The sequence below is a fragment of the Hyphomicrobiales bacterium genome, from assembly GCA_002869065.1.
In the GTDB taxonomy this organism is placed as follows: domain Bacteria; phylum Pseudomonadota; class Alphaproteobacteria; order Rhizobiales; family Rhodobiaceae; genus Rhodobium.
On sequence record PKTR01000005.1, the window covers coordinates 167,141 to 182,546 of the forward strand.

Sequence of the window (15,406 nt, forward strand, 5' to 3'; positions counted from 1 at the left end):
GGCTCGACAGCCGGCGCGCAGCGCCCTCCCCGCCCGTACGAAAAAGACCGCATCGATCTTACTAGCCCCTTTCCGGCAGCCTCACGCTGACATAGCGCAAATCGCGCGCCCGCGACCGCACTTTTGGCAAGCCGTCGGCACAATCCCCGCCGCACCGGCACGTACGCTCTGTGGAGCGAAAGGACAAAACGGCCAAACCACTGAAAAACAATCGCGTTGCGGAGGATATCTCGCGGCAAAGGAACCCCACCCGCGTCAATCCTCGTCCGGTTTTACCGCTCCTAGACTTGCTGTCGACGCAAGACACGGAGCCCTGACCATGATCGACCGCAAGATTTTCTTCGACCGCGTCCGCGCCACGCCCTTCAAGGGACGGCTCGGCGAAGCGCAGGTCGCCGGCATGGACGCGATCCTCGACGAATGGGAGCGCCGCGCGCTGCCCGACCCGCGCTGGCTCGCCTACATGTTAGCCACCACCTTCCACGAAACCGCCCGCACCATGCAGCCGATCCGCGAATACGGACGCGGCCGTGGACGTCGTTATGGCCGCCCCGACCCGGACACCGGCCAGACCTATTACGGACGCGGCTTCGTCCAGCTCACCTGGAAGGGCAACTACCGCACCATGGGCAAGTTGCTCGGCATCGACCTCGTCGCCGATCCCGAACGCGCGCTCGACCTCGCCCACGCCACCGCGATCCTGTTCGAAGGCATGATCGGCGGCCATTTCACCGGCCGCAAACTGGCAGACTACATCGACGGCGAGCGTGCCGACTTGGTCAATGCGCGGCGCATCATCAACGGCCGCGACCGCGCTCCGCTGGTCGCCGGCTATGCGCAAGCCTTCCTCGACGCGATCACCGCCGCCACCGAGTGAGCCCCGCCAAAAGAAAACGCCCCGGCGATCGTCTCGCCGGGGCGTCTCGTTCGCTCGCTTCGCACTGACCCGATTTACTTCATCGAGCCGCAGAAGCGCTGGATGCGGGTGCAGGCTTCCTCAAGCGCCTCGGTCGAGGTCGCATAGGAGATGCGGAAGTTGGGGCCAAGGCCGAAGGCCGAACCCTGCACCACCGCGACGCCTTCCGTTTCCAGAAGCTCGGTGACGAAATCCTCGTCATTGTTGATGACGTTGCCCGACGGCGCCGTCTTGCCGATCAATGCGGCGCAGCTCGGATAGACGTAGAACGCACCTTCCGGGGTCGGACATTTCAGGCCGTTCGCCTGGTTCAGCATCGACACAACGAGATCGCGCCGGCCCTTGAACAGTTCCTGGTTCGGCTTGATGAACTCCTGCGTGCCGGTCAGCGCCTCAAGCGCCGCCCACTGCGAGATCGAGCACGGGTTCGACGTCGACTGCGACTGGATCTTTGCGATCGCCTTGATCACTTCGGTCGGCCCGCCCGCGTATCCGATACGCCAGCCGGTCATCGAATAGGCCTTCGACACGCCGTTGACGGTCAGCGTGCGGTCGAAAAGCTCCGGCACGACCTGGGCGATCGTGGTGAACTCGAAATCGTCGTAGACGAGATGTTCGTACATATCGTCGGTCATCACCCAGACCTGCGGGTGACGCAGCAGCACCTCGCCGATGGCCGCAAGCTCTTCACGCGTATAGGCCGCGCCCGACGGGTTCGACGGCGAGTTGAAGATCAGCCACTTGGTCTTCGGCGTGATCGCGGCCTCGAGCGCGGCCGGCGTCACCTTGAAGCCGGTGTCGATGGAGGCATCAACCGCGACCGGCGTGCCGCCCGCGAGCAGCACCATGTCGGGATAGCTGACCCAGTATGGCGCCGGCACGAGAACCTCGTCGCCCGGATTGATAGTCGCCATCAGTGCGTTGTAGAGCACCTGCTTGCCGCCGGTGCCGACCGTGATCTGGCCGGCCGTGTAGGTCAGCCCGTTCTCACGCGCGAACTTGGCGACGATCGCCTCTTTCAGCTCCGGGATACCGTCGACGGCGGTGTATTTGGTCTTGCCTTCGCGGATCGCGCGGATCGCCGCTTCCTTGATGTTGTCCGGCGTGTCGAAATCCGGCTCGCCGGCGCCCAGACCGATAACGTCGCGGCCGGCAGCTTTCAGCTCGCGCGCCTTGTTGGTAACTGCAATCGTCGCAGAAGGTTTTACGCGAGCAAGCGCATCGGCAAGGAAGCCCATGATCGTTCTCTCCTGATGGCGATGATCCGCCGTGATTGGAAACCCGGCGACCCTAGGGATATTGCCGCCGAACCGCAAGAAGCCAAGCCGCCCGATGCGGCTGTTTGTCCGCTTTCTCCGCCGTTTTTCCGCCTGCCGTGGCCGGGCCGCGACTTGGGTCAGAGGGCGACTTAATCGAACAGGTCGAAATTGAACCGGTAGCTGACGCCGGCACCGACCGAAAACTGATCGCGATTGCCTGCCCTGACGATCGGCGAATCCGCCGCGCTGCCGACCAGCCGTTTGTACTCGGCCTCAAGATGCAGCGAGACGTTTTCCGTCATCGAATAGACCGCCTCGCCAGCAAGACCGGCCGCATAGAACCCGGCGTCGGGGTTGTAGCGACGATAGCCCGAGCGGATCGCTTCCGGCCCCGTCACCTGGAAATAGGTGTCCATGTATTCGTCGTCGGCGAAGTAGAGCCGCGGACCGAGCGCCAGGTTCCAGTCCGGCGCCGGGCGCATCAACACGTCGGCGCCAAGATCGGCGACGATGCCCTCATGGCCGTTGAACCCGCGCCGCACCGCGACGAAGGCACGCCAGTGCTCCGCCTCGTAACCGAGCTTCAGGCCGGCTTCGAACGCCCAGTCGACATCGTTGAGGCCGCGCAGGATCGGCTCGTCGGTGGAATCGCGCTTCGAAATGAAGCGGAACGACGGGCTGATGAAGGGGCCGATGTCAGGACCGCCACCGAAATCGGTGAGCTGAGGAATGCGCAGATAATGCAGTTTGACGATCGGAAACGGGCTCAGCAGATATTTGCCCGATCCTTCGAAACCCGGGGAAAGCCGCGCGCCGACACCCAGCGTGATCGCCAGATCGGTTGCGCCGGCGCGCGAAATCTCCTCCGCCGATACGCCGGTCGTAAATCCACCCGCGACAAGTGCTGCAACACCGGCCGACAACAGCGCACCGCGAACGCCCGCCGCAAGAAATGCGGCCGGATTTCGCTTGAAATTCTGCGCCATGATCATGTCCCGCTCCCCTGCCTGATCCGGCATGTCGCCCGCGCGCCGTCTGACCGGTCGCAAGCCCTTTCAGGATACATCTCTAATCCCTAACCGTTCATTGTAAAGCCGCCAGGCACGGGAATCCTTCCCGCCGGCAGTCTTTCCAATGCAGTGTGGCCGGATGCCAACACAAACCTGCACATGCGAATAATAATAAAGAGAAATACCGCAATTATCGACCAAAGAACCGGTCGATCAGCGTACAACCTATCTTGACTCGGGACGGACATATCTCTTATTCGGCATATTAAGTGCATCTAAAATAACGCCGGGAATCGGCTGGAAAACCACCCGACGAGGCCCGAAAAGGGAAACGCTGATGATCCGTTCACTCGCTCGAGGCAGCACCGCGGCTTTCGCGCTCTGTTTCGGTCTGCTCTTGCCGATGACCCCGGTAACTGCAGAAAACCACGAAGAAAAACCGGCGGCCACGACGATCTCGGCGGGTCCGCAAAAGACCGCCAAGAAGCCCGGCGCAACCGCGGATCACACCAAGTTCGAGATCCTGCAGAAACCCTTCGCCTCCGGCCCCGAAGTGACCCAGGCCTGCCTGAGCTGCCACACTGAAGCGGCAAAGCAGGTTCATAAATCGATTCACTGGACCTGGGACTACACCCATCCCAAAACAGGCCAGAAGCTCGGAAAGAAGAATGTGATTAATGCCTTTTGCGGCAATATCGCATCCAACGAGCCGCGCTGCACCAGCTGCCACGTCGGCTATGGCTGGAAGGACAACAGCTTCGACTTCACGTCTGAACAGAACGTCGACTGTCTCGCCTGTCACGACACCACCGGCGACTACGTCAAGTGGCCGACCAATGCCGGTCATCCGCTCTATGAACCGCTGACCAAGAACGGCAAGACCTTCATGCCGCCCGATCTGACCAAGATCGCACAGAAGGTCGGCATGCCGGGTCGCGCCAATTGCGGCGCCTGCCACTTCAACGGCGGCGGCGGCGATGCGGTCAAGCACGGCGACCTCGACTCCTCGCTGACCCATCCGACTAAGGCACTCGACGTGCACATGGCCGAGGACGGGCCCAACTTCGCCTGCTCCGCCTGCCACGTGTCTGACCAGCATATCTGGCCGGGTTCGCGCTACGACACGCTCGCCAAGGACACCGGCGGCACCGGCAAGCCGGGTCAGCGCCGCGACGTCGCTTCCTGCGAAAGCTGCCACAGCGACCAGCCGCACAAGGGCGTCAACCTCGAGGCGATCAAGCTCAACGGCCACACCGACAAGGTCGCCTGCCAGACCTGTCACATCCCGGCCTTTGCCCGCGGCGGCGTCGCCACCAAGACCTATTGGGACTGGTCGACCGCCGGCAAGCTGAAGGACGGCAAACCCTATTCGGAGGAAAACGAAAAGGGCCTGCACACCTACATGTCGATCAAGGGCACCTTCGAGTGGGAAGAAAACGTCACGCCGTATTACGCCTGGTTCGACGGACAGGTGCAGTACACCACCGCTGACGAAACCATCGATCCGGAAAACGTCGTCGAGATCAACAAGATCGCCGGCAACGCGACCGACGGCAAATCCCGCATCTGGCCGTTCAAGAAGATGCGCGGCCGTCAGGCCTACGACGCCGGCACCAACCATCTCGTCTACAACCACGTGTTCGGCAAGGACGACACCGCGCTGTGGACCAATCTCGATTGGGAAAAGGCGATCGCCGCCGGCCAGAAGGCCGTTGGCCGCGAGTTCTCCGGCAAATACGGCTTCGTCGACACCGCCATGTACTGGCCGATCACCCACATGGTGGCGCCGAAGGAAGACGCGCTCAAATGCGGCGAATGCCACGCCAAGGACGGCCGGCTCGCCGGCGTCACCGGCGTCTACATGCCCGGCCGCGACAGCTACCGCTGGCTCGACCTGATCGGCTACACGCTGTTCGGCCTGACGCTGCTCGGCATCTTCATCCACGGCATCCTGCGGTTTGCCATGCGCAAGCGCACGCGCTGAGGAGACATCGATATGGCTAACTCCACCCCCATCAACGAGGGCAAGACCTCGGTCCGCGCGGTCAAGATCTACTCCCGCTACGAGCGCTTCTGGCACTGGTCGCAGGCACTGCTGATCTTCATCCTGGTGTTCTCCGGCTTCGGCCTGCACGGCACGCATTCGCTGCTGCCGTTCAAGGCCGCCGTCGGCGTCCACACCTTCGCGGCGATTGCACTGATCGTGCTGTGGATCTTCACCACCTTCTGGCACTTCACCACCGGTCAGTGGCGGCACTACCTGCCGACCAGCTCCGGCCTCTTCAACGTCATCAAGTTCTATGCGGTCGGCATTCTGACAGGTGCACCGCACCCCTATTCGAAGACGCTGAAGCGCAAGCAGAACGCGCTGCAGTCGCTGGCCTATCTGACCTTCATGGTCATCATCGGCCCGGCCCTGTGGGCCTCCGGCATCGTCTACCTGCTCTACGAAGTCTGGCAGACCTACGATCAGACCGGCACAATCTTCTCGATCGTGGTGTTCGTCCACACCGCCGCCGCGTTCCTGATGATCACCTTCGTCGTCATCCACGTCTACATGACGACCACCGGCAAGACCGTCACCCACTACATCAAGACGATGATCACGGGTTACGAGAAGGTCGAACTGTCCGACGTCGAAGAGGCCTATCTCGAGGCCGAGGAGCCGGATCGCCTGCGCTAGCGCTGTCGCACCGGATCACGAATTGAAAAGCCGCGCCCCTGGGACGCGGCTTTTTCTTTGCGGCTCTCGCGATGCTAACTAAGCCTACTGCTCAGGTAGCTTCACCTCGCGCCCGAAGATCATGCGCCGAGCGAGGTTCTTCGTCTTCGTTGGCGACTGAAGGTAAGCGGGCTTCATACGGCGGCTGTACATCATCCGCAGCAGGAACTTCGCGACCGGCGCCAGCGAATATCGCGCAGCCCCGTGCTTGCGAAGGTCGCGCCGAATGGTGTGGCTCTTTTTCAAGAGAAAAGGATTGATGCCAAGCGCAATGAGCAAGGACCGCGCAATACACGTCTCATTGGCATCAAGGTTAAGCAACATCAAACCATATTTGGCCTCTGGCATGCCATTGCGAGACCTGGACGAGAGTGTCGCCATACACGTGCGCGAGTCCTTCAGCTTGTGAATCAGACTGACATCCTTTTCACCCTTGAGGGCCGCTCCAAGTTGAAGAAAGTTGCGCAAGAACTCCCGGTTGCCGACGAGGACGATGAAATCTCTGCTCCTCCCGACGCGCAGATGAACGTCAGTCTCCTTGTTGATCTGCCGAATGTACTTGTCGAAGTATCCGCGAATCCGCTTTTCCGCCTGAGACACGGAGCCATTGAGGCTTGGCTCGAATACCAGAGTGATGGTGATCTCCGGCTTCTGCCATTTGACCAGGCGCCCGCCGTAGGAACACTTCGCCAAGGACGAATAGGATTCGCACCTGAAGGCGAGTTTGCTGAAGAGCCTGAAGGCCTCTTCCATACGCAAACGCGCATCGATCGCGTTTTCGGACGGCACGGCCAACACGTCGCGCGGCCACAGCACGGCTGCAAAAAGGACCATCACCACCAACGCCGTCAACCGCACAACAGACACACCCCAAAATGATCCCACGGTAGATAGCTACTAGAGCCGCACCTCCCTGTGAAGTTGCAGCCGGGCAAGGGAACCACCTTTGCCGTTCACCCTGCACGACAACAGGCTTCACAACGCCTGTTCATTTTCCGAATCCTCTTTCATAGTCGGGGCCAACCAGAACGGGCGGCTTCAACGAATGCCGCACCGAACCAAAAGATTTTTCGGGAGGCCTCACCACATGAACCTGACGACGATGCTTGCTGCCCGCAGCGATGCCGACAACCCCGTCCGTGCCGGCCTCATCGGCGCCGGCAAGTTCGGCTCCATGTTCCTGTCGCAGGTCCCTCATATTACCGGGCTCGAAGTCGCCGCCATCGCCGACCTCAATGTAGACCGCGCCAGGGCGAGCTGCCGCGCCGTTGGTTGGGACGAGGGCCGCATCGCGACTTGCGCCTATCTCGAGGACGGCGGAGAACTGTGCCGCCACAAGGAGGTCGACGTCGTCATCGAGGCGACCGGAAACCCGGCCGCCGGCATTGCGCACGCACTCGCCGCCATCGATGCCGGCAAGCACATCGTCATTGTCAATGTCGAGGCCGACGTGTTGGCAGGCGCGGCACTCGCCAAACGCGCCCGCAACGCCGGTGTCGTCTATTCCATGGCCTATGGCGACCAGCCGGCGCTGGTTTCGGAAATGGTCGACTGGGCTCGCGCCACCGGCTTCAAGGTCGCCGCCGCCGGCAAGGGAACCAAATATCTGCCGCTCTACCACTCGGTGACGCCGGACACGGTCTGGGACCACTACGGCCTGACGCCGGATGCCGCCCGCGCCGCCGGCATGAACCCGCAGATGTTCAATTCCTTCCTCGACGGCACCAAATCGGCGATCGAGATGGCGGCGATCGCCAATGCCTGCGATCTGGCGGTGCCGACGGACGGTCTGGCCTTCCCGCCCTGCGGCGTCGACGATCTCGCCCAGATCCTCAAGCCCCGCTCGGCCGGCGGTCTGCTCGAGGGCAACGGAATGGTCGAGGTGATCTCGTCGCTCGAACGCGACGGCCGGCCGGTGTTCCGCGATCTGCGCTGGGGCGTCTATGTGGTGCTGGAGGCGCCGAACGACTACGCCGCCGCATGCTTCCGCCAATACGGGCTGAAGACCGACGACAGCGGCCGCTTCGCCGCCATGTACAAGCCGTTCCACCTGATCGGACTGGAGCTCAGCATCTCGGTGCTGAACGCGGCGCTGCGCGGCGAGCCGACCGGCCAGACCCGCGCCTTCCGCGGCGACGCTGTTGCCGTCGCCAAGAAGGACCTCAAGCCCGGCGACACGCTCGACGGCGAGGGCGGCTACACGGTGTGGGGCAAGCTGCAACCGGCAGACGCGAGCCTTGCCGCCGGCGCCCTGCCGATCGGCCTTGCCCATGGCGTGCCGCTGACCCGCCCGGTGAAGCAAGGTTCGGTCGTCACCTGGCAGGACGTCAACATCGACGAGACCCGCCTCGACATGCGCCTGCGCCGCGAAGCCGAAGCGATGGCATGAGGCTGGCACACGCTCCGAAAAACCCAATCTTAATCCCTGCCATCTAAAGTGCCCGCGAACCATGGCTTGCCCCTTTTTGGCGAAATTCCTCGCCGGAAATCGGCGGCCATGAGCAAGTTGGGGATTGCCGATGCCAGAGACGCTCCGGAGCGGCGCTTGGCTGACCAGAGCGCGCCGTACCACCTACGCCTGGATCTTTCTGGCCCTGTCCGCCGTCGCGCTCGTCGCACTGGTCGCGACATCGGACGGACTTGTGGCGCGGGACGGCAAACCGCTCGGCACAGACTTCTCGAACGTCTATGCCGCCGGTCGCCTCGTTCTGAAGGGCGAAGCCCCCGCCGCCTATGACTGGGACATCCAGCACGCCGAGGAGAAGGCCGTCTTCGGCCGCGAGGACATCCCGTTCTACGGCTGGCACTACCCGCCGTTCTTCCTCGCGCTCGCAGCCCTTCTCGCAACCATGCCGTATCTGCTCGCCCTGTTCGTCTGGCAGGCAACGACATTCGCGCTCTATCTGCGGTTGGCGGCACGGATCGTACCCGGGCGAGAGACCCTGCTGCTGGCCGCGGCCTTCCCGGCGGTCTTCGTCAATTTCGGCCACGGCCACAACGGCTTCCTCACCACCGCACTGCTTGCCGGCGCCCTGCTCGTTCTCGATCGCCGGCCCATCCTCGCCGGCCTGTTGATCGGCCTGCTTGCCTACAAGCCGCAATTCGGCCTGCTGATCCCGCTGGTTCTCGTTGCAACCGGCCGCTGGCAGACCTTCTTCGCGGCCGCCACGACGGTGCTCGCCATGGCCGCTATCGCCACCGCCGCTTTCGGCATCGACGTCTGGCCGGCCTTCATCGCCAGCCTGGAGCCGACCCGCACCATCGTGCTCGAAGCCGGCTCGACGGGCTGGGAGAAGATCCAGAGCATCTTTGCAGCCGTTCGCATGTGGGGCGGCACAGTCCCCGCAGCCCATGCCGCGCAAGGGGTCGTCACGCTCCTGGTCGCAGCCGCGCTCGTCTGGCAATGGCGTCGGCCGGTCGCCTTCGAACTGAAAGCCGCCGCGCTCTGCCTCGCCAGCCTGCTGGCAACCCCCTATACGCTCGACTACGACATGGTTCTGGTCGGCGGCGCGCTTGCTTTCCTCGCCCGTCATGGCCTGCGCACCGGCTTCGGTCCCTACGAGATCAGCCTTGCCGCGATTGCCTGGACGGCACCGCTGATCGCCCGCCAGGTCGCCACCTACACCGCCATTCCGATCGGCGCGCTGGCAACGCTCGCCTTGTTCACCCTCATCCTGCTGCGCACGCAACGCGATGCGCGCGCCACACAGAATCCGTCACCGGAGATCCGCCATGCTCTCGCCTGACGCCCTGCCGCGCACCGGGCGGCACGCCGATCCGCGTGAAACCCACACCGTCTCGCACATCGATGCAAACGCCGAACCGCGCGCCAACGCGATTGCCGTTCTGCTGCCCTGCTACAATGAGGAAGCGACCATTGCCGGGGTCGTGAACGGCTTTCGCGCCGCGCTGCCGAGCGCCGAGATCTACGTCTACGACAACAACTCGACCGACCAGACCTCGGAGGAAGCCGCCCGCGCCGGCGCCATCGTGCGTCGCGAGATGCATCAGGGCAAAGGCAACGTGGTGCGCCGCATGTTCGCCGACATCGACGCCGACATCTTCGTGCTCGCCGACGGCGACGGCACCTATGAGCCGGCAGCCGCCGCGCAGCTGATCAATCGGATGGTGCAGGACAATCTCGACATGGTCGTCGGAACCCGGGTCGGCGGCGGCCCCGAGGCCTACCGGCGCGGTCACCGCTTCGGCAACCGCATGTTCAATCACATCGTCGGCTATCTGTTCGGCCGCAATTTCTCCGACATCCTGTCCGGCTACCGGGTGTTCTCGCGCCGCTTCGCGAAGTCCTTCCCGGCCGCCTCGAACGGCTTCGAGATCGAAACGGAGCTGAGCGTCCACGCCATCGACATCAAGCTGGCGACGGCGGAAATCCCGCTGCCCTATGGCGAGCGCCCGAGCCATTCGCCGAGCAAGCTGCGCACCTATCACGACGGCATGCGCATTCTGTGGACCATCATGAAGATGTACCGCGCGCTGCGCCCGTTCCGCTTCTACGGCATCGGCGCGATCGTGCTCGCCATGATCTCGGTGTTCCTCGCCTTGCCGGTCTTCGACACCTATCTCGAAACCGGCCTGGTGCCGCGCCTGCCCACCGCCGTGCTGGCCGCCAGCATCATGCAGCTCGCCTTCCTCAGCTTCATGTGCGGTATCATCATCGAATCGGTCAGCAACACCCGACGGGAACTGAAACGCATGCGCTACCTCGATCTGCCCTCGCTTGCAGCGAGCCGCCGCCGGTCCGAACGGGCAGGTGTCGTCGAGCCGCTGAAATGAGCGGCAGCCGCCCGCTCTCAGCTCTGTTTCCGCGCTTTCTGCTGGTCGGCGCCTTCGGCTTCATCGTCGATGCGGGTGTGCTGCTTGGCTTGACCGAATGGGCCGGCATGGGCGCCTACAGCGCGCGCGTCATCTCGGTCGTGGTCGCCGTCAGCGCGACATGGGGCCTGCACCGCGTCTTCACCTTCCGCTCCCGCGACCCGAAACGGCTTGGCGAATGGAGCCGCTTCGCCGGTGTTAACGGCGTCGGCGCGGCGGTCAATTACGCGCTCTACGCGATCGCGCTGGCCATCGTGCCCGCGCTACCGCCCCTTGCCGCGCTGGCGATTGCCTCGGCAGGCGCGCTCGCCGTCAATTTCCTCGGCTCGGCACTGTTTGCCTTCCGAACCGCCTTCCGCGCCCACTGACCAATCCTTATTGGCCGACCTCTATTGCCCGGGCCTCAGCGTATCGAAATAGGCCACCAGCGCGTTTATGTCGCTCGGCGACAGGATGAATTGCTGCATCGGCCAATGGGTCTTCTGCAGCGATTGCCGGATTCTGGCCTCGGTGTAGGTTTCCCGATCCCAGCCGATCGACGTGAAGGTCGGCGCGCCGACATCGGCAGGCTTGGTGTCGAGCCCCGGCACTTCGTGGCAATCCGCGCAACGCTCGACGATCAATCCCTTGACCGCGTTGGCGTCCGCCGCGGCAGCGCCGGAAATCCCGAAAAGAACAAGGCCCAGAACGGCAAGACTGGTGCGAAGCATGATGCGGCTCCCGTGTCTCTCACAAATGCGCGACATACCCGAATATGTGGGGGCGCGGCCGGCGGTTTGAAACCCGCTGGCAACAATTGACCATCGCATTGCCGCAGCGCTGTGTCGACCGCCAAGCCGATGGCATCGCGGCGCGCGATCCACTATCGTTCAACCATGACGAAGGGCACATCCGCCGACACACCGACGAGCACCCCGGAGCGCGACGAACACCCGCGCCCGCTTCGCGTGTTCCGCGCCCATTGGAGCCTGTTCCTGCCGGCGCTCGTCATCGGCGTACTCTATCTCGGGGGCTGGGGCGTGACCTGGATTTCCGGCGGCGGCAGCGGCTCCATCGCACGCCTGCTCTTGCTGGTCGGCACGGTCGCGCCGCCACTCTTGATCGCCTATGCCTTCTTCCGCTGGCGGTCGATCCACATCGCGTTGTACGATGACCACGTGCTGGCGCGGCGCAGCCCGGCCGGCCATCCAACGCACATTCCGGCAACCATCATCCATTCGGTACGTTTGCGGCGCGGCCTTGCCGGCCACCTTTTCGATGTCGCCACGCTGGTGATCCGGCGCACCGACGGGCGCCGCATGGTGATCCCCGACGTCGCCGGTCCTGACACCGTGAAGGCCGCGCTCGAAGGGCTCAGGGATTCGCCACGGTCGCCGTAACGGTCGGGTCGAGTTCGGCATCGACCACGAGGCGTTCATCGCCCGGACCGAGCGCGCCGATCGGCCAGCAGGTCGACAGCGCAAGGTGCGAACCCTCGGCCGCCGCATCGATCCCCGACGCATTCCACTTCACCACCCGTGAGCCGGTCACCCGGTAGCGAAAGCGGTGCCCGTCGCCACGCTCGACCTCGATCACATCATCGGGCCGGACATCGGCGAGAAACGCGAAATGGGTGTCCCGGTGGGCGGCGAAGACCGCCGTACCGTCCTCGCCCACTTCTGCCGTGTTGAGCAGATGGCCGGGCCCGAAGGCCAGCGCCTCGCCGTTGCCGCCCGAAAGCACGATCGCCGAACGTTTCAACCTCGGCACCGTCAGCCGCGCCACCGGCCAGGTATCGGCCCAGGGCCACGCCCGCACCGGCATCCCGTCCCGCTTCGAGCGCTCGAACGCGTCGTCGAGCAGAACCTGCGCCAGCGCGGCTTTCGCCTTGATAAAGACGCCTTCGCCGATCAGCACCAGACCGGCCAATGCCGAGGCTGCGACTATGCCGGCCATCACCCACCCGAACGGCGACAGCGCCCGTAGGCGCTGCCCGATATGTGTATTCGCGCGCATCACCAGTCCCGCCGCCGAACATTCGGCGCTCCTGCCTCAATACTGGCGGCAAGCCGGTGCCACATCATGCCGACCACGGTCGCCATCGCCGCGAACAGCAGCATGACCAGACCGATGATGATCTTGCGGTCGGCCGGGGTCGCGGTCTGCGGCAACAGAACGGCGCGCTTGGAAACCGAGCCGAGCGACATGACGCCAGCACCCGTCGGTGCGGCCATGTTGGGCGCGCCACGCGCCATCGCAAGCTTGGCATAGGCCGCCTGTTCTGCAGCCGGCGCTTCCGCATCGCGCTGCGGCGTCGGCTGGCCGACCGGATTCGGCTGACGAGGCCCCGTATCGGTCGGTGTGCCGGCGGGAGCATCCGGGCCGCCGAACACCTTGTCGTAAACCCAGCCATGCGGCAGGTTGAGCGGCACCTCGGCACTCGAAATCTGCTCGCCGGCCGGCCGGCTAGGCGTCACGTCGACGGCAACGAGGCTCGTCTTGCGGCTGACCAGATGATGGGTCATCGCCACCCGCTCGATACCCGTATCGATGGTTGCCGGCTGCCGCGTAGCCGCCCGCTCGATCTCGAGATCGGCAATCTTGCGCCGCGCCCACAATTTGCCGATGCCCGACCCTTCGGCGGCCTTGGCGAGCGGCAGATCGAGCCGCCACGGCTGGCCGCGATAGGTGCCGCTCAGCGCCAGCGTACCGCGCAACGTCTCGGTCTGCGCCGTCAGCACGATCGGTTCGCCCAGATAGAGATCCGGCAGGGCGTCCGGGGTGATGTCATCGAGCGTGCCGCCGCGCACCTCCGCCTGCAAATCGGTGATGACCGGGTTACGCAGCTTGGCGAACAGCTCGTTCATGCGGAACAGGACTTCGGACACCGAGTCGATATGGGTGAAGGTGCCACGGCCGATTTCTGCCGCCCGGTTCATGAAGAAGGTGTTCGGCGCCGAGCCGATGCCGACCGTGAACACCCGCGAGCGGCCACGCAGCCGGTTGATCGCCTCGAACAGCTGCGTCTCGTTGCCGATCGCGCCATCGGTCAGGAAGACAACCTGACGGACCGTGCTGCTGTCGCCGGCATTGTCGTCGACGAATGCCGCCTGCAGCGCCGACAGCATCTCCGTGCCGCCATTGGCATCGAGTTTTTCGACGAAGCGCATCGCTGTGTCGAGATGCGCCTTGTCGGCCGGCATCGCGGCCGGGAAGAGCTGCTCATAGTCGTTAGAGAAGCGAATGATGTTGAAGCGGTCGCCGGGGCGCAGCTGATCGAGCGCGAAACCAAGACTCGCCCGCGCCTGCGCCATCGACAGGCCGGCCATCGAGCCCGACGTGTCGACCACGAAGATCATCTCGCGCGGCGGGATCGCCATGCGGTTTTCCGGAACCTGCGGCGGCATGACGAAGGCAAGCAGATAGTCCTTGCCGTCGACGCGCTCGCGGAACAGGCCGGCAGTGGGCGCCATGTCGGCCTTCGCCGACCAGCTCAGCTCGAAATCCCGGTCCGCCGGTACCGTCTCGTCGGCCAGTGTGACACGGATATGGTCGTCGCCGAGCGTTTCGCGCGACAGCGTATGGGTCGCGCTCTTGACCTCGCCGAGTGCAAAGCCCGCCTTGATGTCGACGCTCAGCGTCACCGGATTGGTCTTCGGATTGTCCGCCGGATCGAGCACCGGCGGGTCGATTCGATCACGATCGGGCACCGGATCGGTGCCGCTTGCCCAACCGCCATCATTGTCGAATTTCACCGTGTGAACGACCGGCTTCGGGCTGTAGCGCGGTGCCACGACCAGCGGCACGCGCAGCGAGAAGACGCCCTGCGAACGGCGCACCGTCTCCTGATATTCGATCTGCACGACGATGGTTTCGCCGGGGCCGATATTGGCGACCGAATTGGTGAAGAGGTTGGCCCGCTCCTGCTCCAGCAGGCTCGCCTTGCGGCCTTCCTGCTTGGCCTTCTCATAAATCGCCCGCGCCTCGCCGCGCGGCTTGATCTCACCTTCGATGAAGCGGTCGCCGATCCGCATCTTCAGCGTGTCGACGGCAGACGTCTCCGGCAGCGGAAAGACGTAGAGCCCTTCCACCCAGCCGCCGGTCGGATTGGTGAAACGCTGCGTGACGACGGTGCGCGCAATCGGCCCGGAGATCGACACGGCGACATCGGTCGCGACCAGCGGGGCAACGACATAGCGCCCGTCTTCCTGCGCCGGCAGAAGCAACGCACCGCCCTTCATGTCGCCCGGCTTGACGAGCGCAAGCCGAGGCGCGGTGTCTGATGTACCGCTCGCCACATCGCCGGCGGCGAATGCCGGCGCGACCACAGACGTTCCGCCGAGCACGACGGCAAGCGCCAGCATGGCCGCGCGCATCAACGCTCCACGGCGCTGAAGGCCGCGCATCCAACGCGGACCCGCCACGCGTCCTTCCACGGCTCGTCCCGGCGAACCGTCCTGAATACGGTCCTGCGAATTCCTGAAATCCCCGGCCCATCGTGCCCCGACCGAAATCCTGTCGTGCGCCCTCTGCATGGTCGATCCCTCTCGTCGTCTCACGTCGTCCCCGGTCCGACGACCATTGAGACATGCGAATGGGACCAGTGAGGGCCGGCAATGGGGCGCTCAGGGACATATTTCGTGGCCATAGTGTGTTCGTGGTAATCTTTGCGGCACTGCGCGCGTGC

At 64.2% G+C, this 15,406-nt stretch carries 14 protein-coding genes; 8 read left to right on the forward strand and 6 right to left on the reverse strand.

The genetic code is table 11. The features are described from left to right. The first annotated feature begins 319 nt into the window (after positions 1 to 319). Positions 320 to 877: a hypothetical protein gene (locus C0606_14775; protein PLX36538.1), complete on the forward strand. Its 558-nt coding sequence runs from the start codon at positions 320 to 322 to the stop codon at positions 875 to 877. 74 nt (positions 878 to 951) lie between these two features. Here the strand turns inward: C0606_14775 and C0606_14780 are convergent, their stop codons facing one another. Both C0606_14780 and C0606_14785 read right to left on the reverse strand, forming a co-directional pair. Further along, positions 952 to 2,154: an aspartate aminotransferase gene (locus tag C0606_14780; protein PLX36539.1), complete on the reverse strand. Its 1,203-nt coding sequence runs from the start codon at positions 2,152 to 2,154 to the stop codon at positions 952 to 954. Positions 2,155 to 2,324: 170 nt separating this feature from the next. Next, complete coding sequence (locus C0606_14785) at positions 2,325 to 3,194, reverse strand: MipA/OmpV family protein (protein PLX36540.1); 870 nt, start codon at positions 3,192 to 3,194, stop codon at positions 2,325 to 2,327. Positions 3,195 to 3,522: 328 nt separating this feature from the next. Between C0606_14785 and C0606_14790 the strand changes: the two genes are divergently transcribed. After that, positions 3,523 to 5,169, forward strand: a complete 1,647-nt coding sequence (locus tag C0606_14790) for a cytochrome C (GenBank protein PLX36541.1) — start codon at positions 3,523 to 3,525, stop codon at positions 5,167 to 5,169. Positions 5,170 to 5,181: 12 nt separating this feature from the next. Then, positions 5,182 to 5,868: a cytochrome B gene (locus C0606_14795; GenBank protein PLX36542.1), complete on the forward strand. Its 687-nt coding sequence runs from the start codon at positions 5,182 to 5,184 to the stop codon at positions 5,866 to 5,868. 84 nt (positions 5,869 to 5,952) lie between these two features. Here the strand turns inward: C0606_14795 and C0606_14800 are convergent, their stop codons facing one another. Then, positions 5,953 to 6,741 carry a hypothetical protein gene (locus tag C0606_14800; protein ID PLX36543.1) on the reverse strand — a complete coding sequence of 263 codons (789 nt, stop codon included), beginning with the start codon at positions 6,739 to 6,741 and terminating at the stop codon, positions 5,953 to 5,955. 253 nt (positions 6,742 to 6,994) lie between these two features. On the opposite strand from C0606_14800, the gene C0606_14805 reads away from it, so the two are divergent. The 4 genes from C0606_14805 to C0606_14820 all read left to right on the forward strand — a co-directional run bounded on the left by C0606_14805 (position 6,995) and on the right by C0606_14820 (position 11,108). Further along, the gene (locus C0606_14805; GenBank protein ID PLX36544.1) at positions 6,995 to 8,296 is read left to right on the forward strand and encodes a flagellar biosynthesis protein FlgA; all 1,302 of its coding nucleotides are present in this window, start codon (positions 6,995 to 6,997) and stop codon (positions 8,294 to 8,296) included. A gap of 130 nt (positions 8,297 to 8,426) precedes the next feature. After that, positions 8,427 to 9,653 carry a hypothetical protein gene (locus C0606_14810; GenBank protein ID PLX36545.1) on the forward strand — a complete coding sequence of 409 codons (1,227 nt, stop codon included), beginning with the start codon at positions 8,427 to 8,429 and terminating at the stop codon, positions 9,651 to 9,653. Further along, positions 9,640 to 10,701 carry a glycosyl transferase gene (locus C0606_14815; protein PLX36546.1) on the forward strand — a complete coding sequence of 354 codons (1,062 nt, stop codon included), beginning with the start codon at positions 9,640 to 9,642 and terminating at the stop codon, positions 10,699 to 10,701. The genes C0606_14810 and C0606_14815 overlap by 14 nt, the downstream gene beginning before the upstream one ends. Continuing rightward, the gene (locus C0606_14820) at positions 10,698 to 11,108 is read left to right on the forward strand and encodes a GtrA family protein (protein PLX36547.1); all 411 of its coding nucleotides are present in this window, start codon (positions 10,698 to 10,700) and stop codon (positions 11,106 to 11,108) included. Before C0606_14815 ends, C0606_14820 begins: the two co-directional genes overlap by 4 nt. Positions 11,109 to 11,129: 21 nt before the next feature. Here C0606_14820 and C0606_14825 read toward each other — a convergent pair whose 3' ends face one another. Next, positions 11,130 to 11,450 (reverse strand): hypothetical protein, encoded by a 321-nt coding sequence (locus tag C0606_14825; GenBank protein ID PLX36548.1) that lies wholly within the window; start codon positions 11,448 to 11,450, stop codon positions 11,130 to 11,132. A gap of 111 nt (positions 11,451 to 11,561) precedes the next feature. On the opposite strand from C0606_14825, the gene C0606_14830 reads away from it, so the two are divergent. Continuing rightward, positions 11,562 to 12,119, forward strand: coding sequence for a hypothetical protein (locus tag C0606_14830; GenBank protein ID PLX36549.1), 558 nt, complete (start codon positions 11,562 to 11,564; stop codon positions 12,117 to 12,119). On the opposite strand, the gene C0606_14835 is transcribed toward C0606_14830, so the two are convergent. Next, entirely contained in the window at positions 12,094 to 12,675 is a 582-nt protein-coding gene (locus tag C0606_14835) for a class GN sortase (protein ID PLX36620.1), read from the reverse strand. The two genes, C0606_14830 and C0606_14835, sit on opposite strands and share 26 nt — an antisense overlap. Positions 12,676 to 12,734: 59 nt before the next feature. Next, positions 12,735 to 15,254, reverse strand: a complete 2,520-nt coding sequence (locus tag C0606_14840; GenBank protein PLX36550.1) for a marine proteobacterial sortase target protein — start codon at positions 15,252 to 15,254, stop codon at positions 12,735 to 12,737. Positions 15,255 to 15,406 lie beyond the last annotated feature (152 nt).

What these genes read in the sequence shown, in the direction of transcription:
- C0606_14805 (PLX36544.1), top strand. Translation starts at nt 6,995, where the DNA reads ATGAACCTGACGACGATGCTTGCTGCCCGCAGCGATGCCGACAACCCC.
- C0606_14800 (PLX36543.1), bottom strand. Translation starts at nt 6,741, where the DNA reads ATGGTCCTTTTTGCAGCCGTGCTGTGGCCGCGCGACGTGTTGGCCGTG.
- C0606_14840 (PLX36550.1), bottom strand. Translation starts at nt 15,254, where the DNA reads ATGCAGAGGGCGCACGACAGGATTTCGGTCGGGGCACGATGGGCCGGG.
- C0606_14820 (PLX36547.1), top strand. Translation starts at nt 10,698, where the DNA reads ATGAGCGGCAGCCGCCCGCTCTCAGCTCTGTTTCCGCGCTTTCTGCTG.
- C0606_14785 (PLX36540.1), bottom strand. Translation starts at nt 3,194, where the DNA reads ATGCCGGATCAGGCAGGGGAGCGGGACATGATCATGGCGCAGAATTTC.
- C0606_14810 (PLX36545.1), top strand. Translation starts at nt 8,427, where the DNA reads ATGCCAGAGACGCTCCGGAGCGGCGCTTGGCTGACCAGAGCGCGCCGT.
- C0606_14815 (PLX36546.1), top strand. Translation starts at nt 9,640, where the DNA reads ATGCTCTCGCCTGACGCCCTGCCGCGCACCGGGCGGCACGCCGATCCG.
- C0606_14775 (PLX36538.1), top strand. Translation starts at nt 320, where the DNA reads ATGATCGACCGCAAGATTTTCTTCGACCGCGTCCGCGCCACGCCCTTC.
- C0606_14825 (PLX36548.1), bottom strand. Translation starts at nt 11,450, where the DNA reads ATGCTTCGCACCAGTCTTGCCGTTCTGGGCCTTGTTCTTTTCGGGATT.
- C0606_14780 (PLX36539.1), bottom strand. Translation starts at nt 2,154, where the DNA reads ATGGGCTTCCTTGCCGATGCGCTTGCTCGCGTAAAACCTTCTGCGACG.
- C0606_14795 (PLX36542.1), top strand. Translation starts at nt 5,182, where the DNA reads ATGGCTAACTCCACCCCCATCAACGAGGGCAAGACCTCGGTCCGCGCG.
- C0606_14835 (PLX36620.1), bottom strand. Translation starts at nt 12,675, where the DNA reads ATGGCCGGCATAGTCGCAGCCTCGGCATTGGCCGGTCTGGTGCTGATC.
- C0606_14790 (PLX36541.1), top strand. Translation starts at nt 3,523, where the DNA reads ATGATCCGTTCACTCGCTCGAGGCAGCACCGCGGCTTTCGCGCTCTGT.